Here is a 21719-nt window from a genome sequence, read left to right as displayed (position 1 = left end):
GACGTATACGATGTCTGTAATGATCGCCGAGGTTGAAATCGGACGGCTGCCCGACGTTCGAATGTCTCTTCATCTGATGGGCCTGCATATTCGCAAAGTGGGTTCCGGGTGGACCTATCCCTCTCACGAACATCCGATGTACGAGCTTCATTGGATGATAGATGGGGACATGACGATGATCGTCGAGGGCCGGGTTCACGTTCAAAAAAAGGGTGATCTTCTTATCATCCGTCCAGGAATCATCCATTCGTGCAAGTCGGCCGGCGCCGATGGTTTCACTTATTTTTGCGTGCATTTCAGCGTATCCGATCCCGCTTTCTCCAAGGAGCTGGAGCGCCACCATACCGCCTGCTACGAAGTATCCTCTCCCCTTGTCAAAGAGTTGGCTCCCTTCCTGACGGACTTATGCACGCTGGCGTCCGAGAACAGGTTACGGACGCTTACCGTCGCCAAAAACATGAAGGTGTACGCGGCCGTGTTCGAGCTATTGGGAACGTTGGTGGAACAGCTGTCCCACACCGATAACGTCGTGTTGACGAAAAAGGAATTATTGGCCGGCCACATCGCCGAAAATATCGAGGCTTCGATCCGCAGCAGCCTGCTTCATGGCCAAATGGAAGACAGCGGGAGAAAACACGTCCAAGATATAGCCGACGCCTTAAAATTGAGTACTTCCCAGGTGAATCGGATCTTTCAACAGGTATACGGGAAGGCTCCCCGCCAATATATGTCGGAAATTTTGTTAAGCGAGGCCAATCGCCTGTTGCTTCAGACGGACCTGTCCATCGATCATATCGCCATGATACTCGGGTATAAAACAAGCGCCCACTTCAGCCGCCAATTCAAGCGCTGGACCGCCATGACCCCAAGCGAATGCAGAAGCGGCGCGAGCGTAAGCGCCCAATCGAATCCAGCGGGAGGCGGTGATTAACCCCCGTCTCCGGGCTACCGAGCGGCGGTTGGCCGTGTACGCCCGCTGGGCCGATGATCCAGATCAACGCGTACCAATTCTTCAGCTTGAGCCATAGCGACAATTCATAGCTGACGACGAACAGATGCACGGACAAGTTCGTCGTGATGCCGTTATTAACGAACCCTGCGAATCGTGAAGACCCACTCATTGGTGAAGTGAGCTTGCTTGAGCCGTTTGTTGCAGCTATTCATTCCTTTTCGGCACCAGTGTGCTAACTACGCTTCAATACGCTAACCTTGATGGAAATACGGTCATTCTGGATAGCGAACTGACACCAATTTCGAGTTTGACTCTCTTTAATTAATATCAAAAAGCTGCGCGCCCATAAGCTCGCAGCTTTCTTCTTGCCTCTTTCTACGGAAGCAATTTGAAGTTCGGCATGTTAGCCGTGAATCAGGAACACGCGGACAGCTTCGGCATAGACGAATCTCGATTGAAGACCCGGTGTCGCATCTCGTCTATCTGGCTTTTCACATCATCCGATAAGCACCTGTAAAATTTTAGAAGCGCGGATCTGCAAGTTGCTTGCCTGCATCTCGTCAGTCTGATTATCACTAATCCTCGGTTGGACCTACGACGACTTAAGGATAAGCTCGTTTTCTGCATCTAACTCCCGATAGAATTCCGACCCGCCTAAAATCGAAATCGGGAGATTAGGGATTTAGGGCATTATACTCTTCGAGAGCACGGACCAACTTCCTTTTGACAGCTTCTCTTAATTCTTCCGGTTGGAGCACGACTGCTTCAGCGCCGAACGAAAAGAAATATTCGGCAAAGAATATTATTTCTGAGGGGAAGATACCCATCTCTAGTACGCCTGTCCCGTTATTAGAACGACGTACTTCTCCCCAAGGGAAAATCCAGCTCTTGTCTCGGAATAACTCAATCCCTTTTGCCGTTAGTTTTACTTTGACATCTACGCTTTTTAGTTTGCTGTAGAAATGAAGGCCCCAGTTCGTTAAATCCACCTCTGAAACATCCACTGGAGGCAATAACGCTTCGGCATCCGCCAAAACGGCAGACCCTATTCGATCTACCCGGTATAATCGGAAGGCTTGTCGCAGATAGCAGTACGCTGGGCAAAACCAATATCCCTCATGGGCATATATACCGATGGGTTGAATTGTTCTTTCACTGGTCTCATGCTTCCGAGTTTTATAATGGATTGTTACGGGCATCTTTCTAATAGACGCTTCGAGTAATATCTCCAGGTATCCAGCTCGTTCCGGGCGCGTATGCGTAAAGAAGTCAATTCGGTGTCGCATCTCATCTATCTGGCTTTTCACATCATCCGATAAGTACCTGTAAAATTTTCGAAGTGCTGATTTTGCAGATGCCTCGAAGGGCAGCGAACTGAAGTGTCGAAGAGCATGGGAAGCAAAGAATATGGAGAATGCCTCATTTTCCGTAAATGAAATCGGCGGAAGGCTTCGCTCTGTAAGAACCTGGTATCCACCTCCTGCCCCAACTTGTGAGTATAAAGGTACTCCCATTCCGCTCAACTCCTGCAAATCGCGTAGCATGGTTCGGGTAGACACACCAAATTCTTCAGCAAGCGCTTTGACGGTGAATTTCCGCTTCCGATTTACTGCCATCATCGCGAAATTACGGCAGAAAGCGATTAAAAAAGGAGAACAGTGAGCCCCGCCAGGTTCGCCGATCTTACCGGATTCCCACCGCTCCTGCTACAGGTCGGAACTAATGAGCTACTCCTTGACGACTCCACGCAGTTAGCCGACCGTGCACGGGCAGCAGGCGTGGATGTAATCCTTGACGTTACCGCCGATGTCCCGCATGTTTTTCATGCGTTCGCTGGTATTCTCGATGAAGCCGATCAAGCTCTGGACCGTGCTGCGCTCTTCATCACACAGCATCTCAGATGAACATTTGCTCGCTAAAACAATCCTAACGAATACGTATAAAAGGAGAGCCATCATTTTCAGATGGCTCTCCTTATTAACTTGCTTGTTCTCTTTCGTTCTCTTATCAGGTCGAAGTTCATTGGTTTACTCCTTTGTTCCACGCACGAGCTCCGACCTTTCGAAGATGGTTGGGTGGTACCTCCCATTTTAGCAGCTATCAGAAGACACCGTAGAAAATGCGTGCTCGGCGACTTAATTAAAACAGGCTGTCAGGAACATAGTAAATTTTCTGCGTATCTTTTTTATTTTCGGTGTCGGTAACGATATTGAAATACACATTGCCGTCTTTGGTTTGGACGCCTTCGATCTCATGCGTGCCCACATTGGTTATCTTCACCAGGGTTTTGTACGCGCCCGTGTTAGACATCATCGCAATCTGCGGAGTTTCGCCTTCCGCGCCGCCTGATGTATAGATCTCCGTACTGCCAAGCATATCGAAGCCCTGGAAGGATCCGTTCGGTCTGACGATGTAGCCATCCGTCTGGGTAATGCTGCTGACGTTGGCACTTACCGCCGCCGCGCTGTCCATTCTTACCTGTTCATTGTTGTCAAGCAGCTGGTTCAAGGCTACCGTGTCATAGACGGACCACGTTACGTTTCCTGCGGCAGTTTGCACGCGGAAAATCGTATAATCGCTGTTGCCGCCGCCATCGACGCGAAGGGTCTCGCCTAAACTCGTACCGGTCTCATTGGCGTAATTCATATAGGTGAACCGATGAAGATCCGTGTAATCATAAGTCGTGCCAGCCGAGTATTGCAGTCTTGCGACCTGGAGCGACCAATCATACGTGGTCGCAGGATCCGCTTTTGAACTGAAATACAAGTAGTTGATCCCCTTGTAGGTGTACATATCCAACGTTTGGCCATGGCCCGAATTGGTAATGGTCATTTCATCGACGTATGTCGCGTTGGTTCCGTTTATGAGCAGTCTTGACAGGTAGACCGTTCCCCCGGTCCGCTGAGTAACGTATACATACGTGGATGCGATATAAGCTTTCTGAACGGCCAGGTTGTGATGAAGTCCTTTGAGATTGTAGGCGAGCGTTGCCGAAGCGTTGAGCGTTTTCCCGGGGGTCGCCGCAAAGACGGGCAGCACGGTCATGCCGAAAATAAGGATTGCGAGACTGGCGGAAGCGAGTAGTTTTAATTGCCCTTTAACAAATCTCAACGCTTGAACTCGAAACATACGGATACCTCCATTGAATTCTTTCATCGTTAATGCATACTAACTGATTATTAAACAGCAGGATGACGCTTTGAATAGTCTGTAGGTACCATAAATTGTTAATCTTCTTTAAACGCTTCTCAGCAAAAAACCTTCGGTGCCGCATTCGCGGATGACCGAAGGTTCAGATGGAATGGAAGTTTGCTACAACACCAGCAGCAGCGCACCGACTGCGCCGATCATCAGAATAACGTTCTGAAAGACGGTTTGAGGCAGGCGCGGGATGACTTTCGCCCCCGCGAGCGTGCCGAGCGCGATGACCGGAACGGTCCATGCGTTGATCGCCAACGAGCGCGTCGAAATCATGCCGAGCTGGACGAAGAACGGCACCTTGATCAGATTGACCGCCAGGTAAAACCAAGCCCCGGTTCCCGCGATGACCTCCTTGGGCAGCTTCTTGCCGAAGAGATAGATCGACATGACAACGCCCGATACGTTGCCGACCATCGTCGCGAATCCGGCCAATACGCCCATCGAGGTGGTGAATCCCCTGTTCTGGGGAACAAAACGGTCGAAGGCGGCACCGGCAAGATCCTTCAGCAGCTGGAAGGCGATCAGGACGAGCAGCATGCACAATCAGCATTTGCAGTATCGTCAGCCCGTTCATCGTCCTCAAGAACCGATCTGCTTGAATTTGCGGACCTGCTCGGTAATCGCGATCTCCGTCGGAAGCCGCTCCACGCTTGAGGCACCGAAGAAGCCAGCAACGCCTGTGGTGCGACTCAGCACGTAAGCCGCATCCTCCGGTTCGGAGATCGGTCCGCCATGACAGATGACGATAATGTCAGGATTGACGGCTTTGCCCGCATCGCAGATCCGCTGGACTACGTCCACGGATTCGTCAAGCGTGAGCGCCGTGGAAGCGCCGATGCTGCCCTTGGTCGTCAGTCCGACATGGGCGACGAGCACGTCCGCGCCTGCGGCTGCCATTTTCCGCGCCTCGTCCTCATTGAAAACATAAGGGGTCGTGAGCAAATCCAGCTCGTGCGCCGTGCGGATCATCTCTACCTCGAGATCGTACCCCATGCCCGTCTCCTCGAGATTCTGCCGAAACACCCCGTCGCAGAGGCCGACGGTGGGAAAATTTTGCACGCCGGTGAAGCCTATTTCCTTGAGCTGCTTCAGATAGACGTCCATGAGCCGGAACGGGTCCGTCCCGCACACGCCAGCTAGAACGGGTGTGTCCTTGACAATCGGCAGCACCTCCGCCGCCATTTCAACCACGATTTTATTGGCGTCGCCGTAAGGCATCAGGCCGGCAAGCGAACCCCGTCCCGCCATCCGGTAACGTCCGGAATTGTAAATAATGATCAGATCGACGCCGCCCGTTTCCGCGCACTTGGCGGAGAGGCCCGTGCCCGCTCCGGCTCCGACGAGCGTCGCACCGGTTTCCACCTGTGCCCTCAGCCGGGAGAGCGCTTCTGTTCTGGATATCGCCATGGTTATGCTCTCCTTTATGATTCGCCTATGGTCTGCCGGTCCGGCGAGGAATACGCGATGATCATCCGGCAGGCTTCCCAGCTCGTCACTCTGGCATTATGCGGCACGCCGCGGGGAATCCGCAGCATCATTCCGGGCTTCAGGTGGAACGATTCGTCTCCGAGCGTATGATCGCATTCGCCGGAGAGGACGAAGATGACTTCCTCGCAGTTCGGATGATAGTGCCGGGAGTTCTCCTTGCCCGCATCGATGTATACCATACCGAAGGTCATCTCCGCTTCGGGATCGATATCCTTGCCGCATAACCATTGGATTTTGCCCCAGCCCATATCCAACACGCGGTGTTCCTCGTTCTCGTGAAGGTTCGTAATGGTCGCCATAGTCGTTCTCCTTTACATGTTGGATTGTCTGCCCGACCAGCCTGTACGCTGCTTACTTGTTCTGCGCCAGTCTCGCTTGATACGCTTCGTTGATCTCCTCGGTGATATGGGGATGTATTTGAAGACAATGAAGAACAGGACGCCGGGTAAGATGAGCAGATACAAATATTTGTCGCGCCGGATATCCAGCCATATTCGCCTGCTTTTCTTCTGGCTGCCTGAGCGACCGGTCCGCTTCATCTCGACGGTCTGAGCATTCATGACTTCTACCTCCCGATCGCTTGGTCAGGACGCGCTTTCAAGCCGTCTCTCATAAAGGTCAAGCATGTGCGCATTCCTTCGATGATGCCGCCTCCGCTCTCTTCGTCGGCGGAAATCCATCCGCTGTAGCGAATGTCACCGATCGCCTTGAAAATCGGCGCGAAGTCGATGACGCCTTGGCCGAGCACGCGCCACTCGCCGCCGGCGAAGTCCTTCAGGTGAAAATTGTCGATGAACGACCCGAACGACGTAATGACCTCGGCCGCATCCGTGATGCCCGATTTCGCCAGATGGGCCGTATCGACCGTCAGTCCGACCTCGCCCGCTTGGATACGCTCGAAGAACACGTCGAAATCCTCGCGGTACATGACCGGCTGATCGAAATGGTGATGCAGCGACAGCGAAATCCCCCGCTGCCTCGCGGACTTGCCGAGCTCCGAGAGCGTGTCCGCATAGCGGCGAATATCTCCGGTCATCACGGTTTTGCGGGAGATGCCGTGACAGTACACGACTGTCTCGGTACCGATCCGCTCGGCGAAAGCAAAGAGCTTCTCGAGCTGGCCGCGGCTATCCTCGTCCAGCGTTCCGCCGGCGATCAGCGCTGAGCCAACCCCCGGCAGCGAGCCCCATTCTTCCATGAATCGCTCCGGCTCGGCCATGTAGGGCGCGTACTGCCCGTACTTGAGCTGCAAGCCGTCATACCCGATGGAGCGATAGCCGCGAAACAGCTGATCGCGTTCGACATCGGATTGGGTTGGCCGGGAGAAAGCGTATTGGATGCTCATACGAGCACACCGCGATCCAGCGTAATCGTGCGCCGGTCCTGAGCCGAACGGTACGCGGCATCCAGGATTGCCACCGTCTTTAAATTGTCCCGCGCGCTGTTCGGCGCTTCGATGCCCGTCTCGAGCGACGTCAGCAGGTGATTCAAGCCTTCGTACGTCGCGGTTTCGCGGGAGACGTCGTTGCTCCAGGTCAGCTCCGGAGCCGTCTGCCCCTTCCGGTAAAGCTCTACGGAACGGTGGCCGCAGACCAGCGTGCCGGTCTCGCCGATGACGATCATCTCGGTGCGGGGAAAAGGTGAAGAGAAGCTCTGCACATAGGTGGCGAATGTGCCGTTCTCGAAAGCAACCTGCACGGTGGCATCCGTCTCGCCCGCGCATTCGATCGCCGAAGAAGAGCTCATCAGACCGGTCACCGAGACCGCTTCCGAACCCAGAATCTGGCGGAACCCATCGAACCAGTGGATGCCCATTACCGATAGCGCATGACGCTCGCACTGCAGCCGCCAGCCGGCGTCCTGGCGGAAGAACAGATTATTGAAAACGATCTGCGTAACCCCGCCGATCCGTCCTTCAGCGATGATGCCCTTCACGACGTCGAAGGTGAAATGCTTGCGGAAATTCTGATTGACCGAGACCGGCACGTTCAGTCCGGCCGCCTTCTCGGTAATTTCGACCGCGTCCAGCAGCGTGTCAGAGAACGGTTTCTCGACGAAGAGCGGCAAGCCCGCTTCCAGCAGCGGGAACACGACCTGCTTGCGGATGGATGTCGGCGTAGCTACGATGACGGCATCAACGCCGCTTTCCCGGATGAAATCGTTCAGGTTGGAAAACCTCAGCGGAATGTTATACAGATCCGCCTTGCGCGTCATCGCTTCTGCATTCAGATCACAGATCGCCGCCACTTCGACTCTATCGGGATGTTCCTTATAGCCTTCCAGATGAAGCTCAGTCACGCCGCCTGCACCGATAAGACCCACTTTGTACCTTTTCATTATGCATTCCGCCTCCCGGATAAATGATAATAAGTACCTGCCGTCTGCTCGCTCTTGGTGCCTATGACTCGCTGACTGCGGTTTGCCGCAGCGCCCTACGAACGCTCTCCTTGCAGTTGCCCCGACATCAATTCCTCCAGCAGCTGCACAGCCCGGTCCGCGAATTCCGGATCGTTAACGTTGCAGGCCATCTCGTGGACCGGAATGCCGCCGCGGACATGACGCCGAATGGCATCGAAGCATGCCCTGTCCGCCTCCGGGTCCCAGAAGGGCTGGCCCGGACTGTCGAGCAGCGAAACCCCTCCGAGCGGAAGGAGGAAGACGACCGGTCCCGTGCTCGCGTTCGCTTTCTCCGCCAATATGGTGCCGATCCGCTCGTTCTCATCCGCGGTCGTCCGCATCAGCGTAATGTTCGAATTCCACTCGTGCAAATTGCGTTCCGAATAGCGGCTTGGCACGGTTGCGCGGGCATGGAAATTAACCATGTCGACGCAGCCCGGCACGATGACCTGGGGAATCCCTCGCCTGGCCGCAGCGTCCCCCCTGTCCGGCCCCGCAGCGAATACGCCCCCGGCGATCTCGTCGGCCCATTCGGTCGTCGTAATGTCGAGGACGGCGCTGATGTAGCCGCCGTCGATCAGACTTTCCATCGTCTGCCCGCCGACGCCTGTGCAATGGAAGACGAGAACCTCGGTATCGTCACGCTCCAGCCGTTCCCTTGCCCGTTCAACGCAGCTTGTCGTATTGCCGAACATGCTGGCCGCGATCAGCTTGCGGTCCTCGGCCGGTTCGATGTCCCCCAGAGCCATGCCGCAGATTGCCCCGGCCGCCCGGGTGAAGATCTGACGACTGATCCGGTTGATACCCGCAACGTCGACAACGGCCGGCATCATGACGATGTCTTTCATGCCGACGTAACTGCGGGTATCGCCGGCGGCTACGGTCGAGACGATCAGCTTCGGGAAGCCGACGGGAAGCGCGCGCATGGCACTGCTCGCCACCGCCGTCCCGGCCGTTCCTCCCATCCCGATCAACCCGTGAATGTCGCCCCGCTGCGCCGACTCGCTTACGATCTTGGCCGCTCCCGCGGCCATTGCCGCCATCGCCTTGCCTCTGTCGCCCTGGGCGATTAGCTCCGTCAGAGCGACACCGCCGGCTTCCGCGATCGCTTCACGGCTCAAGTCAGGCCGAAGCTTCGGCTCGCCCATCACGCCGGTGTCGAACACCAGCACGCTGCACCCCCTCCGCTCGATCTCCCGCTTCAGAAAAGCAAACTCCGTCCCTTTCGTATCCATGGCGCCGATCATTCCGATTGTTCGCTGCAAATGAACCCTCCTTTCGAAGATGAATGCAAGCCGAAGAATCCCAATAACGCTTGATCAACTAAGTATAAATATAGTTTATTCTTATAAATTATATTCAACCTTGTTGAATTGTGATTATCTTACTATATTCGTAAATGTTGCGCAACCGCTTTCTTCATTTTAATTTGGAGCTGCTTTATTCCCTTCAATCGGACAATCTGTTGAATTTTCTCTCTATCAGATCAATCTGGCTGGCCGTATTCTTGCGAATTCAACATAGTTGAGTTAGATTATACTTATTAACATTTTTGTTGTTGATAGAAAGAGGGGAATCATGGATCTGGACCTAGGGAAACGAATACGGCTGATACGCAAGGAACAGAAGAGAACCCAGGAAGATATAGCGAAGATATGCGGATTTACCAAGAGCATGCTCTCCAAGATCGAGAGCGGCGGCGCGATGCCGGCGGTCTCGACGTTGATGAAGATAGCAGGCGCCCTCGGCGTCAAAGTGTCGGATCTGCTCGAGGAGCAGTCCAGCAGCGACACCGTGATGGTCTCGGCGGGGCAATACGAGGATGTGTCCAAGTGGATCAAGACGAACAAAGGCTATTCGTTCTTCGCATTCGCGTCCACCCGGCACAGCAAAATTATGCAGCCGTATATTTTCATCGCGCGCCGCGGGGAGATTAACGCTCACACCTTCTCCCATAGCGGCGAGGAATTTATCTATGTCATCTCTGGAAACATGCGCTACAAGGTCGGGAATACGGACTATGATATGAGCGCAGGCGACAGCCTCTATTTCAATTCCCTGCAAGAGCATACCGTCGTCCCGCTCTCGGACGAGGTCAAATATTTGGCGGTATTTACCGAGCACCAATCCAAGCCGGCCGAAGATCCTTCCTGAACGCCCGCTCGCAGCGTCGCCAGGCGGATGCACCGGCATACGAAAAACGGCCTTCGGCGGACAACGCCTCGGCGGTGAAATTAAGGGAGCTAAGATAATTAATGGCGAAAGAAAATTCCATACCGCAAGTCCGTGCGCCTTATACGAAGCCGATCACGGCCAACGACTTTTCACCCTCGGACAACACCTCCATTTGGTGGCTCTCGGGCGCAGGGTTTCTAATTAATTCCCGCGGGTTCTTGATTATGGTCGATCCCGTTATTACCATGCAGCCCGGTTCCCGCGAAAATTGTGAGCTTGGACATCGGATGTTGGTGCCTTTGCCGATTACGGCTGGGGATGTCCCGCGATTGGATGCCATTCTCTATACGCATATGGATGACGATCACTTGGCTCCGGTAACGGCTCAGGCTTTAATAAAGACAGGGGGCTTGTACGGGGGGCCTGCTATTGTCGTGGGGGACTAGAGCGGTTAGGGGTTCCTTCAAGACAATCTCGCGCTCTCCATATCGGCGAGAAGTTCCGTGTCGGACATGTTGAAATTACGCTTACGCCAGCCGATCATGCTTGGCCAAGTCAGCATCCCTATGGTCCGGAGGACTGCAGCGGCTTCCTCATCAGCACTCCGGATGGAAGCATATGGCATATAGGGGACTCCCGTCTGCTGCCCGAGCATATGCACATGGACGCGGTTGACGTCTTACTGCTCGATGTATCGGATGATCCGTATCATTTCGGGATCGAGAATGCCGTCAAATTAGCCAATCATCAGGAGAATGCGGTTCTGATCCCCCACCACTATGGTACCTATCACGGGCCTGAGATACTGCCGTTCAATGGTGATCCGGGCAAGCTTTCCCCGCATATCACCCGTTCGGCGAGCAGATTTCATGTATTAGCCCCCGGGGAGCGTTATGTGTTGAATAAGGACCCGAAGCATTCGGGGCATAGGGATTTCGAAGCTCGATGAGAACTTGGCGATAACCGTTTTTGAGCAAGCGGGATCCTTGATGCAAGCAGGGCTGAAAATGGCCAGCCAGGGCGGCATCCGCGTGAACAGAGGCTAGCCGTTTAAGCGAATTGAGGTTAAGCTCGGGATTGTAATTGACCGCAATCGAAGCTCCTAATTTGGGTTCTCCGTTGAGACCGGCCATTATGGTATCCCCTGTAGCACGATCCCCCAATACCGCATATGCATTAGGATGAATACCATAGGGCTGCCCGCAAACTTGATAAATTCGCTTCATTAGCTGCATGTTGATGACTCCTTTAAGGCGATTTTCAGTTCATTCTGTGCTTAACTTGAACATTTCCACACCGCTTCAAGCAATCCTGCCTCAGCTGAAATCCTTAAGGGTTCCATCTAACTCCCCCCCCCACCGTTATCTCGTAAGCGAAAATAAAGACCGCCATTTCGTTTATTTTCGTGCTTTTTTACAGAAGCCAAGCTAACCGCCAAACGATTAAACCACTTTTGGGACAGCCCCCTCTGTTTGTGTTCATCCGTCGTTCTTTGGATTCATTTTTTTTATCTTGTACATTTTTATAATCCGAGTAGCCGCGATTGCGAGGCTGAACAAGCCAGCGAGCATAAGCCAAATAAAAATGCTCGGCATCATCAGAAAAATCCGTTCACCATTCATCACCCGTCCTCCACCGATGAATGTCATGATTTTAGAAAGAGAGAGGAACAGCGCAAGTGGGATGAGCGTCGACACAATGCCGAGCCAGGACACCCATCTCGATCTTCTTCGATACTTCGCTTCCCATTTATTCAGTCGAGTTAACGCTCCAATTCCGATCCCGACGGTCACCAAAGTGAGAAGTCCAATCGCGATTTCGTTCGTCTGTACGTTAAGAAACGATTCCCTAGGCTGCTCTCCGTTCAGGATGTCGGAAATGCCCTGCGTGAACGAAGTGTAGTTAACTAGTGCATTAAGACCGCTATTAAACAAGACGACAATCCCGTAACCGCTCGCGGGCATTAACAACTGATCGGCATAATAAGTCCATAAAATACCATTGTGTTCGATGGTTGATCCGTCGATTGTCCAGCCCATCCCGTACGTGCTTTTCACCCCTGCTGGAGCGGTATGCATTGTTTCGACCCCTTCGGCGTCAAGTAACCGTCGGCCTCCATACTCTCCTCCGTTAAGCTGAATCATTAGCCATTGCGCCATATCATCCGCAGTCGATACGGTTCCTGCCGCCCCCTCCACAAACCAATCTGGCTCCTTCATCGAAACCGGTTTGCCATATAATAAAATATGACCGTCCGAGAAGCCGTCGATAGCCTTGAATTGCCTGGTGTCGTCGACATCCGTTGTATGATTCATTTGTAGCGGCTGAAAGATGTGCTTCTGCAGGTAGCCCTGGAAGCTCTCTCCGGTTACCGTCTCCACGAGAAGGGCCAAAATCTGATAATTGGGATTATGATAATGAAACTGTTGCCCTGGATCGCTCGCGAGCTTGACGTTTTGAAAACGGGCTATCGATTCCTCTAGATTGCCCGGCTGCTTTCGAAAGGCCATTTCCGGAAAAACGGTGTCCGCCAGCCCGCTTGTTTGGTTCAACAGCTCTCGCACAGTAATGTCGGATCCCCGGGGATCGTCCGTTTTGAAGGAGGAGAGATAACGTGCAACCGGGAAATCAAGGTTGATTTCTCCGGAATCAGCCAGCTGCATCACAGCCATGGCGGTTATCGATTTAGATAGAGATGCAATGGCAAAAGGGGTGCTAGCCGTAACCGGCCGACCATCGCCCGTTTCTCCATAGCCTTTTGCATAAATGGTCCGATCTCCATGGACGACGGCGATGGCCAGTCCGGGAATATTGTTTCTAACCATTTCCGATTGAATAAAGCGGTCGATATCGCTTGTCTGTATGTTTGCTTCCGCTGCTACTGATTTGGAACGAAACCCAGTCGATTCTCCGAATAACGCAATAACGATTATTCCTATTACAATAGCTGCGATTCCTTTGTTTTTCATGCGGTAGCCTCCTCCTATGATAGCCCCATGGTAGAGACTAAAGCATAAGAAAAGCTTAAGATAATTCTTAAGAAGATATAAAGCCGCCATCCAGTTCATTTGCAAACTACGTTATGCAATAATTCATAGCAATGTCAGTTTCTGTGCGTATACCAAATGGAATAATTTCGGAGGTATATGCCCGATCAGTGCCGTCGGTGAGAGTCTAATTTGCATGGCTTACTGCCTTCAAAATGCGATTCTTATTTATCGTCGGGACTGAGATTAAGTTCTTGTCAATTTCGGTAATGGGATCAAGTTCTTGTCATTTGGTTTTGACAAGAACTTGATCCCATAAATAAAAAAGCCGCGATTTTCGCGGCCTCTAATGAGATAATGTTCTTATGTTTAATATCAAGCTGTCGGATGACAAGAACTTGATAACATAAATGACAAGCACTTGATAACATTCCTAGAATCAACAACAAAGCTTCAATGAAAAATGGGCTGCCGATCGTATGGCTGTCGGCAGCCGTCGTGTCAAGATTGAACTATCTGTACCCGTTAGCGTAATGAACGCTAGCGAATACCCCATAGTGTAAATTCACTCTTAGCTATATGATGAGTTGAATCAAAGTAATGCTAACCTTCCATTAAACCAATTATTGGTTTGCTCCAGTATCTTCTTATTTCCTTAATTAACTTCTTCCGGTACCTCAGCATTATGAAATCATTACTAAATTTACTGGAGATACGTGTTGCCTCTGGTTTTTTAGAAAAATAGACAAATCCATCGGCAGAAGAATCTAGAATACCATATACACCTACTCCAATTTCATATACTTCATCCCAATTAACTCTAAACCTCTTTAATATTGATTTATATATTATCCCATGACTATCAATGGTAACAGTCCTTCCAAAACATTGATTGATCCAGAATAAAAAATTAAGAAATGAAAATGAGTAGCAAAGAAAAAGAAATAAAAAAGATATCTTTGAGATTGAATAAAAAATTATTAAAGGCAATACTCCACTACTGATTATTGCAAAAATAAGACAAACTAAAATTGTTGATAATTTAGGAACAAAAAATCTAATGAAAACCACCCCATTTGTAATACTTACATTTTATAAATTTTGAATTATTACTGCTTTCTGATATTGTATACAACGTCTATTTTTCACGATATTCGCAAAGTGATTCAACTTTCCGCCCGTTAACGTAAGCCGCCGATCACGCTGACAGCAATCGGTGTTTATTGTGCTATCGTACCCGTCTCTCGGTATTAAGGGATTTTCTTTCGTATACTCACTCATTCGCAGGATTTCACCCCCTTGAAGGTCGCTGTTTTGGGCATGCGAGAATAGAAGAAATAGCTGTAATTGTTTCTTCAGGTGTCCTTCTACTGCACGCTTCCTCCACAAGATCCCTGGTAGTTTACCATCCCATGACTCTACGGGTCTTTGCCCTTACATTCCTTCGTTACACTTGTCCAAGGAGTGGAGACCGATAGCGTTTAGCTGACGGGTCTTTGCCCTTATCGGATACGAACTCTGTCCTCCGTGCTTTCTTTGTTTGAAATCCCGCGAATGAGTCAATACACGATCCTATAGGGTTAAGCTGCGTTTACGTAGGTTTGGACCGTTTTTTCCGGTGCAAAGATTCCTCATTTTGAATCATACCCACAAGCACTCGCGCTAACTTTCCAAGCAACTTGAATACAGACTGTTGCTTACCCATGTGCTTAACCTGAACATTATGCTCATGCAACTTTCGAAAGACAGGATTTGTTCCTACCAGTGTAAGCGTCGCAAGATACATATATTTTCGCAACTTTGCATCACCACGTTTCGAGATTACGATCTCCCCTTTGCGTTTCCCTGACGTACTTTCCGCCAGGTTTAAGCCAGCTTTCCTCAGCAATTGACGTCCATGTGCGTACTGTCTCAAGTCACCCGCACTGGACAGAATCGCAGCAAAGTAAGTCGTTCCAAGACCTTTTACCGAGCGAAGTTGGCTGACCAACGGGATTCTTTCGAGCAATATTCCGAGATCTTGTTCAATCTGTTCTAAGATGCTGGTAATACGCTCAAACTCATCTAACAAGCGTTGTAAATCTTGCTTTGCCTCGCGGAGTGCAACCTCTCTCCAACGCTCTGTTTAGCTTTAGAGAGGAGTTCGGCGGCTTTCTGTCTTCCGGTGGTGCCACCAGCTCGCTTCATAAACGTTCTCCAGCCATTAATGAGCCCATCAATGGTTTGGCCCTGCAGATCGGACGGAGACGGAAACGCTTTGAGTGTTGCAAAAGACCTTGGACATTTCCAATCCCCATTTCCAATCCTTAAAGACAGCGCTATATTCAGGAAAGTAGATATCCAGCCAGCGAATAATTCGATTCTGCAGTCGAACGCTGTTCGTGACCCAAAATTCCCGGTCGCTCATGATGGTGCGCAGCCTCTGAAACTCCCCTGCTTGACGTGTATAATCGTAGTAATAGCCACGGCTGACAACGTCTGCAATGACCAGCGCATCTTTAGGATCACTCTTGCAAGGAGAGTTATCTCTGTTCTCCTTGTTTCGTTTCGTTGTCGCTGGATTTACTAAAACCACGTTTCGTCCCTTCTCCACAAGCCAATTGGCAAGGTTGTTCCAGTAGTGTCCTGTCGGTTCCATGCCAATAATATGGCCTTTTAATCTGTGCTTCTGTAGTAAGGCATCCATCCACTGCTTTAGCTTTTCAAATCCGTCGTGTGTATTCTTAAACGAAAGATGCCGATTCGAGAGAACAATTCCTCGGAAATTTGTTGCTTGTGCTACATGCGTTTCTTTAGCCATGTCGATTCCTACGACAAGATGCGAAGTGGTAATTCGTTCAATCCGTTGATTTTGCACCTCTGATTGCTTAAACTTCATAGTAAGAGCGCCTCCTTGATGTGTTGTGGACTAACCCATCATACCGAGGCGCTCCCTTTTTTGACAAAGTCCATTTCTTAGGACTAACAGGGATGTTTAGTTTAATCATCTATCTGCCCAGAATGCTGTCTAACCACCTTTGATAGTAATTTGCCTGCTCAGTAACTGATACAAACTCCAGTTCATCATCCAGGTCAAAAATATCAATAACATCTGCAGTTTTGGCAGGTAACGCATAATGTAACTTATACGCTAATCGCCCTACTCCCATCTCTAATTGCATGCGTGAAGGATAGATGTTAATCGCTGCACCGTTACACAAAATTTGTATATCCTGTTCCTCTAGTTTAGCTCTCAGCAGCAGTAGAGCAGTAAAATAATTTTCACTTTGACTGGGAATTGTATATTCTTCAAAGGATAATTCTATAAAAACCATTTCTGTGTCCACTGGAGACTCATCAAACAATACTAACTCTCCAATAACACGTCTTGTTTTATTTATCAAAAGGCCAACTGCAATATGTTCATTTTCATTACTAGGTATATGGTTCGTAGTAGAACTATTTGAGCTCATTTGAGAATCTCCTTGGTTCGAATGAATGCTATTTCCACTTAAATAGTTCGATTAGTAGGTTATTTTTCCTGCGTAGGTATTAAACATATCTGCCCGTTAACGCAACGAAGGCAGCCAGTCGTTCTCCGGCTGCCACCTTGTAATTATTGAACTATCGTGCCCGTTAGCATTACATGAAGGAAATTATGTTTGAGGCAACTATGATCAACATTCTCCGTAATATAGAGGTATGTGGGAAAGGAGTGTTGAACGTGGCTCAAATCATTGTCTTTTTTATACTCTCGTTACCTTTGTACGCTGCACTCATTTGGTCATTCCTCGACCCCCGAGAAAGTCTGCTTTTCGGAAAACGATGGATGTATAAAGAAGAACCTGATATTTCAGATGGAGCCATTATTTATACCAAAATCGCTTCGATTGCAGGTATAGTACTTCTAACGCTCGTCTTTTTGATTGCCATCATTTCTGAACTACGATGATTGTCATTTTATTGAAAAGATTGAACTATCGTGTCCCGTTAGCTGAGAAATATTGAGAATGCTACTCTGCCTTAGAAGACAGCTTTAAAACATATTCTTCGACTTCCTCAGCACGTGCATTGGAAAACCCTTTGTCTTCACCACAAATCTTAAACCCGCATTTTTCCAATACCCGAATAGAAGCTGTATTATCTTTCACTGCCCGAGCAAATAAGGGACGAATGTTTACAAAGTCAAGAAGTTGAGAAAGTGAACTGGTAGCAACACCTCTTCCCCAATACTCTCGTCCGATCCAGTAGCTGACTTCTGGTTCACCGAACTGTTCAAAACTCGAAACATGCCCCGCCACTTGATCGTTAAAGAGTACGGTCTTTTTTATAATCCGATCGTCGTCTAATATCTTTTGCCAGTGAGACATAAAGGCAATCTTGTCCGTTGGATCTTTGGCAGTAAAGGCAGCCATATAGTTGGAAGTCTTGTCCAATTGTTGCTCAAAAAATATCGGCAAGTCATCTTTATTCACGTCTCGCAATATTACTTCGCTATTCATATTTTCACCACACTAAGTATGATTTTTAATAAATTCATATAAATGCTCAACTATCCTGCCCGTTGAGCGAAGGCAGCCGTTCTTTTCCGACCGGCTGCCTTCGTGTCTTTAATTGAAGTATCCTTCCCCGCTAGCTTAAGTGTTCATGAAATGGGAAGTTCTCCTATTTTTTTTTAGAACTGATTTTTCTATAAATTACGAATGGGGTAATCCAGATAAAAGAAATGAGTTGCACGGCTATAATAAAAGTTAATTGATGGTTTATCAATAGGTCGAACTGGATGATAAAAAACCAAACACCTGTACCAAAACACCAGAATACTAGCCCAATTGCACCTATTTTACTGCCCTCAGGTTTAAGGCGTCCTTTGATAATATAATTCACCAACCAAATGGCACCAACAATTGGCATAATCCCAGCTATAAAATAGGGAGGTGAATCAAAGCTTTTCATTACAGCGGAAGCTATTATAAAAGCAAGTATTGACACAATATAGACAGTAGACTTTCTTTTCATAAATTCTCTCCTAATATGCACGTTAAAGTAATGAACATATTCTATCATATTTTTCAATTAAACTGCCCGCTAGCGTAGCGAAGGGCCGCCAGGTTGGCAGCCCTAATGATGTTCAACTAACGTACCCGTTAGCTGAATAGTATACTACATTACCTTCTTAGCCACTTTTTGATTAAAACAACGGTAATGACCCCACCTAATATTGGAAAGGCGAAGATGAGAACAACGAATAGACCGAAATTTTGAGATATTCACTCAGAGAATGTAACCATATACGGAGTCACTCCCCAATCGTTGTTGGTATTAATTGGTACGGCATAGAAGTTACCATAAGTTGAATACAGAACCACAGAATCCAATATGTATTAGTGGCATAGCAAAGAGAGATAAAGTTATAGACAGATTAAGTTTTTGTTCCGTGTAAGAGGTAACGCCTCTCCAACGGACTAGCATTCTAACCAATATATGAAGAATTAGAAGGAATAAATTTATCCATATAAAAAGATAATCTTTAATAAATATTTTTAAGTCATATATACCGAAAGCATAGAAGTCAAAAGATTTATCAATATGATAATCATTATATGGACTAATCATCAAACTAAAAATCAAAAGTATAATGCTCATCCTAATACACCATTTTAGTAATTTTAAATGGTCACCGTTTGCCGCTTTATTTATCAATAATCCAGCAATTATTACAATTATCGTGCCTGTACCAACGATTGCAATTTCCTTAATCCTCAATTTGAACTCTCCTAATTATCAACATTACACTTAGAAGTATATACGTTCGTATCAATAATCTGTTTCATTACTTCGTTCCTGACCATTCCTGCCCGTAACGAAAAATGGAGCAGCTGCCGCCGGCAAACTGCTCCTAAATGCGTACAAACTTTCGTTCCCAATAAGCTTGAAGGATAATTCGAGACGAGGCAGCCCTCCCCTGACCCCTTCTAATCTGACTCGACGCGTTCCCTGATTTTATCGACGATGATTATGAGCTCGCCAATACCGGCGACCAGCAGGCTAAGCATGATAGCACTGTACCATGATACGCTGTAAAATAAAGTGAGCACTACACTGATTACGAATAAGACACCACCGAACGACAGCAGCAGCAGGCCAGTAACATTTTGTGCCCTACGTTTAGTTGTGGCGTCCTTAACGACAGATGATTGCTGATCCGATTTAATCGTTCCCCGAATTTCTATGATAATCTCGCCCACACTAAAGTTGGAAATATTTTACCATAGAAAATTCGGAATGGTGCATTCTATTTTCGTTTTGATTCTTCCATCTGACGAATCACTTTTTCCGCCTCCTAATATTTCACGCTAATGGAATGATATTCGTTGCGCTATTCTGCCCTTTTACGTAATGAAGCCGCCGATCTTGCCAGCAGCTTCATAATAGGTATTGAGCTATCGTACCCGTTAGCGTAATTCCCCAAATATAGTCACTTATCTAAAAAAACTTTCATATTACATCCTCTTTATTCATCATAGGTATGGTTGGGCCAGGGATAGTCTTATATGTGTAGTTATCTTCTTCGAGCACAGATTGATTTAATACCAGATAGGCACCGATTACTTTTCCTTCACTTTCAAATAAGTGACAGGTTATCTCATTATAACTATTTATACTTTCGTTAAGTATGTACTCCGTCTCAATGACTTCTTTATTCACATATGGACTTAAATCAAGATCTGCCTTTGTTTTTAAATCGTTCGCACGTTCCTGATATGAAGCCTCTAAGGTACCAGCACCAAAATTCGTTTCAGAATGAAATTGTCGTATTGTCCAACCGTATTGTTCAATAAACTGTTTGTGAACTAATGGAAATGAGTGCTTATCTTCTGGCTCATTTGATTTACATCCAGTTAGAATAGCGAAGCATAATGCAAATAAAAGCAACATCACATAATCTTTTTTCATGTGCATGCTCCTTCCCTCTCATCACATGATGTAGAAATCCGTTCCCTTCCTGTGAATTCACTCCAACCTATCTTCAAATGACGCATTAAGTTGATGTGAAGTTGCGTTAGACTGCCCGTTACTTCAATGGACAACGGCAGCCGGTCGTGTGGACGGTTGCCGTTGCGTCTCCATTCAACTAACGTTCTTCGTTAGCGTAATACCGGTTCGATGATTTCCGTAATATGCTTAATAACCAAAGGTACGTCTTCTTTATTACGGTTGACGATAAAGAAGTGGTCAGCTTCCCCTATTTCTGGAGCCGATCCATCGCTCTCTTGTTGTCGTGCTAGCACCTCTTCGAAAGTTGAAGCACTCCGAAATATATCTTTACTTCGCTGGCTTTCTGTTATCCGTTCTTTAAGTACGACTTCCGGAATATCGAAAAAGACAAGAATGCTTATAATCCCTTTCTTTCGAAAATAGTCCAGTGCATCCATACGACCGTTTCGGGCAAGATTAGAATTGCAGAGTACGAGATTACAATCGGTCTGATTTACCGCGTAATCAACTATCGTTTGGGTAACTGCATATTTCAGTTTATTTGGTCCTCCTTTCGGACGTAACGACTTGTAGTGAGCATTAATGAACGATGCGTGATTATCTTGGTCAATAATAATTGTATTTTTCAACTGCAATTCCAATTGTTTAGCAAATGTCGTCTTACCACTGTGTGTTTTTCCTACCGTCATGACTACAATTCGATTCATCAAAAGCCACCCTTCAAAATGTTGAACTATCGTACCCGTTAGCTCAAAAGAAAAAACGACTTAACAACAGTACGGCAATTAACGCAAGACCTCTCCCAGCGTATGGTGTTACTCAGGGTTCGTAGCGTTGCCCCTCAATGAAAATTTCAATTGACCCGGTCAGCTGGATCGGTTCCTCCTGCTTCACATATAAGTACCGATCCTTCTTATAGAGAAGATAATAAAGCATCGCGAATGGGTGAAAGTAGTCGAGTCCCCTTATTCGGCAGCCACATAGAAACAGGAGCTTCTCTCCGTCGGCGATCGTAAAAGGGAGCCGGTTGCTTCCGCACCAGTCGATGGTCAGCTTAAGCTCATACTCGCCCGGCTCTAATTCGAGCCTTATCTTCCCTCCGTCTTCGACCGCCCCCATCCGAACGTTGTTCAGCATGATAACATAATCCCGATTCCGGTTCGCCCATTGGGAAGTCCTCGCGATTTCAATCGATGCGGCTATCCTATCTGTTCCTCCCGAAATTTGATCTCTTGTTCCCACTTAGTGCAACAGTCATATGGCACATTCTGTTTTCGTTTCTCATTCTTCCAGCCGGCCAAACCAATAATGATGAGTGGCAAAACAACTCCTATGCCTCGGATAAATCCCTGCCAGTCCAACCCATGAGGCTCCCCGACTGGCCCCGTTTGTGGACGTAAAGGGAGCAGCAACACGATGATTTGCCCGATAAGCAAGACGATACCACCGACTAAAGCGATTTGATACTTCTTCGTCCCCCGGCTTCCCAATTTAACGCCTTGCCTACGCTTCCTCCACTTAAAATACGATCATAAAAGAGT

25 protein-coding genes and 1 pseudogene are annotated in these 21719 nt (G+C 48.4%); 6 read left to right on the top strand and 20 right to left on the bottom strand.

Annotation, left to right across the window (positions count from 1 at the left end):
* The first annotated feature begins 10 nt into the window (after positions 1-10).
* Positions 11-931: a helix-turn-helix domain-containing protein gene (locus tag AC50YL_RS34145; RefSeq protein WP_494837836.1), complete on the top strand. Its 921-nt coding sequence runs from the start codon at positions 11-13 to the stop codon at positions 929-931.
* 695 nt (positions 932-1626) lie between these two features.
* On the opposite strand, the gene AC50YL_RS34140 is transcribed toward AC50YL_RS34145, so the two are convergent.
* On the bottom strand, positions 1627-2568 hold the full coding sequence (locus AC50YL_RS34140; RefSeq protein ID WP_494837848.1) for a helix-turn-helix transcriptional regulator: 942 nt from the start codon (positions 2566-2568) through the stop codon (positions 1627-1629).
* Between the two features lie 42 nt (positions 2569-2610).
* Between AC50YL_RS34140 and AC50YL_RS34135 the strand changes: the two genes are divergently transcribed.
* A complete protein-coding gene (locus AC50YL_RS34135; protein ID WP_494837835.1) occupies positions 2611-2856 on the top strand; it encodes an alpha/beta hydrolase in 246 nt (81 codons plus the stop codon).
* A 235-nt stretch (positions 2857-3091) separates the two neighbouring features.
* Here the strand turns inward: AC50YL_RS34135 and AC50YL_RS34130 are convergent, their stop codons facing one another.
* From AC50YL_RS34130 to AC50YL_RS34095, 8 genes are all read right to left on the bottom strand, one after another.
* Positions 3092-4081 (bottom strand): helveticin J family class III bacteriocin, encoded by a 990-nt coding sequence (locus AC50YL_RS34130; protein ID WP_494837834.1) that lies wholly within the window; start codon positions 4079-4081, stop codon positions 3092-3094.
* A gap of 183 nt (positions 4082-4264) precedes the next feature.
* Positions 4265-4690 carry a TSUP family transporter gene (locus AC50YL_RS34125; RefSeq protein ID WP_494837833.1) on the bottom strand — a complete coding sequence of 142 codons (426 nt, stop codon included), beginning with the start codon at positions 4688-4690 and terminating at the stop codon, positions 4265-4267.
* A gap of 42 nt (positions 4691-4732) precedes the next feature.
* Entirely contained in the window at positions 4733-5560 is an 828-nt protein-coding gene (locus AC50YL_RS34120) for a phosphoenolpyruvate hydrolase family protein (protein WP_494837832.1), read from the bottom strand.
* A gap of 14 nt (positions 5561-5574) precedes the next feature.
* Positions 5575-5940 carry a cupin domain-containing protein gene (locus AC50YL_RS34115; protein WP_494837831.1) on the bottom strand — a complete coding sequence of 122 codons (366 nt, stop codon included), beginning with the start codon at positions 5938-5940 and terminating at the stop codon, positions 5575-5577.
* Positions 5941-5952: 12 nt separating this feature from the next.
* A complete protein-coding gene (locus AC50YL_RS34110) occupies positions 5953-6201 on the bottom strand; it encodes a hypothetical protein (protein ID WP_494837830.1) in 249 nt (82 codons plus the stop codon).
* Between the two features lie 5 nt (positions 6202-6206).
* The gene (locus tag AC50YL_RS34105) at positions 6207-6986 is read right to left on the bottom strand and encodes a sugar phosphate isomerase/epimerase family protein (RefSeq protein ID WP_494837829.1); all 780 of its coding nucleotides are present in this window, start codon (positions 6984-6986) and stop codon (positions 6207-6209) included.
* Complete coding sequence (locus tag AC50YL_RS34100; protein ID WP_494837828.1) at positions 6983-7978, bottom strand: Gfo/Idh/MocA family protein; 996 nt, start codon at positions 7976-7978, stop codon at positions 6983-6985. The genes AC50YL_RS34105 and AC50YL_RS34100 overlap by 4 nt, the downstream gene beginning before the upstream one ends.
* 95 nt (positions 7979-8073) lie before the next feature.
* On the bottom strand, positions 8074-9303 hold the full coding sequence (locus AC50YL_RS34095; RefSeq protein WP_494837827.1) for a Tm-1-like ATP-binding domain-containing protein: 1230 nt from the start codon (positions 9301-9303) through the stop codon (positions 8074-8076).
* Positions 9304-9616: 313 nt separating this feature from the next.
* On the opposite strand from AC50YL_RS34095, the gene AC50YL_RS34090 reads away from it, so the two are divergent.
* The 3 genes and pseudogenes from AC50YL_RS34090 to AC50YL_RS34080 all read left to right on the top strand — a co-directional run.
* Complete coding sequence (locus AC50YL_RS34090; protein WP_494837826.1) at positions 9617-10192, top strand: helix-turn-helix domain-containing protein; 576 nt, start codon at positions 9617-9619, stop codon at positions 10190-10192.
* 101 nt (positions 10193-10293) lie between these two features.
* The gene (locus AC50YL_RS34085; RefSeq protein WP_494837825.1) at positions 10294-10659 is read left to right on the top strand and encodes an MBL fold metallo-hydrolase; all 366 of its coding nucleotides are present in this window, start codon (positions 10294-10296) and stop codon (positions 10657-10659) included.
* Between the two features lie 26 nt (positions 10660-10685).
* Positions 10686-11162: pseudogene (locus AC50YL_RS34080) on the top strand (MBL fold metallo-hydrolase); the annotation flags it as partial.
* On the opposite strand, the gene AC50YL_RS34075 reads toward AC50YL_RS34080, so the two are convergent.
* The 5 genes from AC50YL_RS34075 to AC50YL_RS34055 all read right to left on the bottom strand — a co-directional run bounded on the left by AC50YL_RS34075 (position 11059) and on the right by AC50YL_RS34055 (position 16652).
* Positions 11059-11448 (bottom strand): hypothetical protein, encoded by a 390-nt coding sequence (locus AC50YL_RS34075; RefSeq protein ID WP_494837824.1) that lies wholly within the window; start codon positions 11446-11448, stop codon positions 11059-11061. The pseudogene AC50YL_RS34080 and the gene AC50YL_RS34075 overlap by 104 nt on opposite strands.
* Positions 11449-11691: 243 nt before the next feature.
* Positions 11692-13182 carry a serine hydrolase domain-containing protein gene (locus tag AC50YL_RS34070; protein WP_494837823.1) on the bottom strand — a complete coding sequence of 497 codons (1491 nt, stop codon included), beginning with the start codon at positions 13180-13182 and terminating at the stop codon, positions 11692-11694.
* A gap of 1609 nt (positions 13183-14791) precedes the next feature.
* Positions 14792-15271 carry a transposase gene (locus AC50YL_RS34065; protein WP_494837822.1) on the bottom strand — a complete coding sequence of 160 codons (480 nt, stop codon included), beginning with the start codon at positions 15269-15271 and terminating at the stop codon, positions 14792-14794.
* A 144-nt stretch (positions 15272-15415) separates the two neighbouring features.
* Positions 15416-16078, bottom strand: a complete 663-nt coding sequence (locus AC50YL_RS34060; protein WP_494837821.1) for an IS110 family transposase — start codon at positions 16076-16078, stop codon at positions 15416-15418.
* A 109-nt stretch (positions 16079-16187) separates the two neighbouring features.
* The gene (locus AC50YL_RS34055) at positions 16188-16652 is read right to left on the bottom strand and encodes a hypothetical protein (RefSeq protein WP_494837820.1); all 465 of its coding nucleotides are present in this window, start codon (positions 16650-16652) and stop codon (positions 16188-16190) included.
* A 251-nt stretch (positions 16653-16903) separates the two neighbouring features.
* Here AC50YL_RS34055 and AC50YL_RS34050 point away from each other — a divergent pair, with 251 nt between their 5' ends.
* Positions 16904-17131 (top strand): hypothetical protein, encoded by a 228-nt coding sequence (locus AC50YL_RS34050; RefSeq protein WP_161747346.1) that lies wholly within the window; start codon positions 16904-16906, stop codon positions 17129-17131.
* A gap of 61 nt (positions 17132-17192) precedes the next feature.
* Here the strand turns inward: AC50YL_RS34050 and AC50YL_RS34045 are convergent, their stop codons facing one another.
* From AC50YL_RS34045 to AC50YL_RS34020, 6 genes are all read right to left on the bottom strand, one after another.
* Positions 17193-17681, bottom strand: coding sequence for a GNAT family N-acetyltransferase (locus AC50YL_RS34045; RefSeq protein WP_494837819.1), 489 nt, complete (start codon positions 17679-17681; stop codon positions 17193-17195).
* A gap of 163 nt (positions 17682-17844) precedes the next feature.
* Positions 17845-18198 (bottom strand): hypothetical protein, encoded by a 354-nt coding sequence (locus AC50YL_RS34040; protein WP_494837818.1) that lies wholly within the window; start codon positions 18196-18198, stop codon positions 17845-17847.
* A 324-nt stretch (positions 18199-18522) separates the two neighbouring features.
* Positions 18523-18945 (bottom strand): hypothetical protein, encoded by a 423-nt coding sequence (locus tag AC50YL_RS34035; protein WP_494837817.1) that lies wholly within the window; start codon positions 18943-18945, stop codon positions 18523-18525.
* Between the two features lie 732 nt (positions 18946-19677).
* Positions 19678-20136: a DUF4830 domain-containing protein gene (locus AC50YL_RS34030; RefSeq protein WP_494837816.1), complete on the bottom strand. Its 459-nt coding sequence runs from the start codon at positions 20134-20136 to the stop codon at positions 19678-19680.
* A gap of 191 nt (positions 20137-20327) precedes the next feature.
* On the bottom strand, positions 20328-20885 hold the full coding sequence (locus tag AC50YL_RS34025) for an ATP-binding protein (RefSeq protein ID WP_494837815.1): 558 nt from the start codon (positions 20883-20885) through the stop codon (positions 20328-20330).
* A 112-nt stretch (positions 20886-20997) separates the two neighbouring features.
* Positions 20998-21315, bottom strand: coding sequence for a hypothetical protein (locus AC50YL_RS34020; RefSeq protein ID WP_494837814.1), 318 nt, complete (start codon positions 21313-21315; stop codon positions 20998-21000).
* Between the last annotated feature and the right edge of the window lie 404 nt (positions 21316-21719).

Source organism: Paenibacillus sp. J22P277, from assembly GCF_059383675.1.
Note: the sequence above shows the minus strand (reverse complement) of the source record. Positions and strands in the feature narration are given on the sequence as shown.

What these genes read in the sequence shown, in the direction of transcription:
- AC50YL_RS34145 (WP_494837836.1), top strand. Translation starts at nt 11, where the DNA reads ATGTCTGTAATGATCGCCGAGGTTGAAATCGGACGGCTGCCCGACGTT.
- AC50YL_RS34140 (WP_494837848.1), bottom strand. Translation starts at nt 2,568, where the DNA reads ATGGCAGTAAATCGGAAGCGGAAATTCACCGTCAAAGCGCTTGCTGAA.
- AC50YL_RS34130 (WP_494837834.1), bottom strand. Translation starts at nt 4,081, where the DNA reads ATGTTTCGAGTTCAAGCGTTGAGATTTGTTAAAGGGCAATTAAAACTA.
- AC50YL_RS34125 (WP_494837833.1), bottom strand. Translation starts at nt 4,690, where the DNA reads ATGCTGCTCGTCCTGATCGCCTTCCAGCTGCTGAAGGATCTTGCCGGT.
- AC50YL_RS34120 (WP_494837832.1), bottom strand. Translation starts at nt 5,560, where the DNA reads ATGGCGATATCCAGAACAGAAGCGCTCTCCCGGCTGAGGGCACAGGTG.
- AC50YL_RS34115 (WP_494837831.1), bottom strand. Translation starts at nt 5,940, where the DNA reads ATGGCGACCATTACGAACCTTCACGAGAACGAGGAACACCGCGTGTTG.
- AC50YL_RS34110 (WP_494837830.1), bottom strand. Translation starts at nt 6,201, where the DNA reads ATGAATGCTCAGACCGTCGAGATGAAGCGGACCGGTCGCTCAGGCAGC.
- AC50YL_RS34105 (WP_494837829.1), bottom strand. Translation starts at nt 6,986, where the DNA reads ATGAGCATCCAATACGCTTTCTCCCGGCCAACCCAATCCGATGTCGAA.
- AC50YL_RS34100 (WP_494837828.1), bottom strand. Translation starts at nt 7,978, where the DNA reads ATGAAAAGGTACAAAGTGGGTCTTATCGGTGCAGGCGGCGTGACTGAG.
- AC50YL_RS34090 (WP_494837826.1), top strand. Translation starts at nt 9,617, where the DNA reads ATGGATCTGGACCTAGGGAAACGAATACGGCTGATACGCAAGGAACAG.
- AC50YL_RS34085 (WP_494837825.1), top strand. Translation starts at nt 10,294, where the DNA reads ATGGCGAAAGAAAATTCCATACCGCAAGTCCGTGCGCCTTATACGAAG.
- AC50YL_RS34075 (WP_494837824.1), bottom strand. Translation starts at nt 11,448, where the DNA reads ATGCAGCTAATGAAGCGAATTTATCAAGTTTGCGGGCAGCCCTATGGT.
- AC50YL_RS34070 (WP_494837823.1), bottom strand. Translation starts at nt 13,182, where the DNA reads ATGAAAAACAAAGGAATCGCAGCTATTGTAATAGGAATAATCGTTATT.
- AC50YL_RS34060 (WP_494837821.1), bottom strand. Translation starts at nt 16,078, where the DNA reads ATGAAGTTTAAGCAATCAGAGGTGCAAAATCAACGGATTGAACGAATT.
- AC50YL_RS34055 (WP_494837820.1), bottom strand. Translation starts at nt 16,652, where the DNA reads ATGAGCTCAAATAGTTCTACTACGAACCATATACCTAGTAATGAAAAT.
- AC50YL_RS34045 (WP_494837819.1), bottom strand. Translation starts at nt 17,681, where the DNA reads ATGAATAGCGAAGTAATATTGCGAGACGTGAATAAAGATGACTTGCCG.
- AC50YL_RS34040 (WP_494837818.1), bottom strand. Translation starts at nt 18,198, where the DNA reads ATGAAAAGAAAGTCTACTGTCTATATTGTGTCAATACTTGCTTTTATA.
- AC50YL_RS34030 (WP_494837816.1), bottom strand. Translation starts at nt 20,136, where the DNA reads ATGAAAAAAGATTATGTGATGTTGCTTTTATTTGCATTATGCTTCGCT.
- AC50YL_RS34025 (WP_494837815.1), bottom strand. Translation starts at nt 20,885, where the DNA reads ATGAATCGAATTGTAGTCATGACGGTAGGAAAAACACACAGTGGTAAG.
- AC50YL_RS34020 (WP_494837814.1), bottom strand. Translation starts at nt 21,315, where the DNA reads ATGCTGAACAACGTTCGGATGGGGGCGGTCGAAGACGGAGGGAAGATA.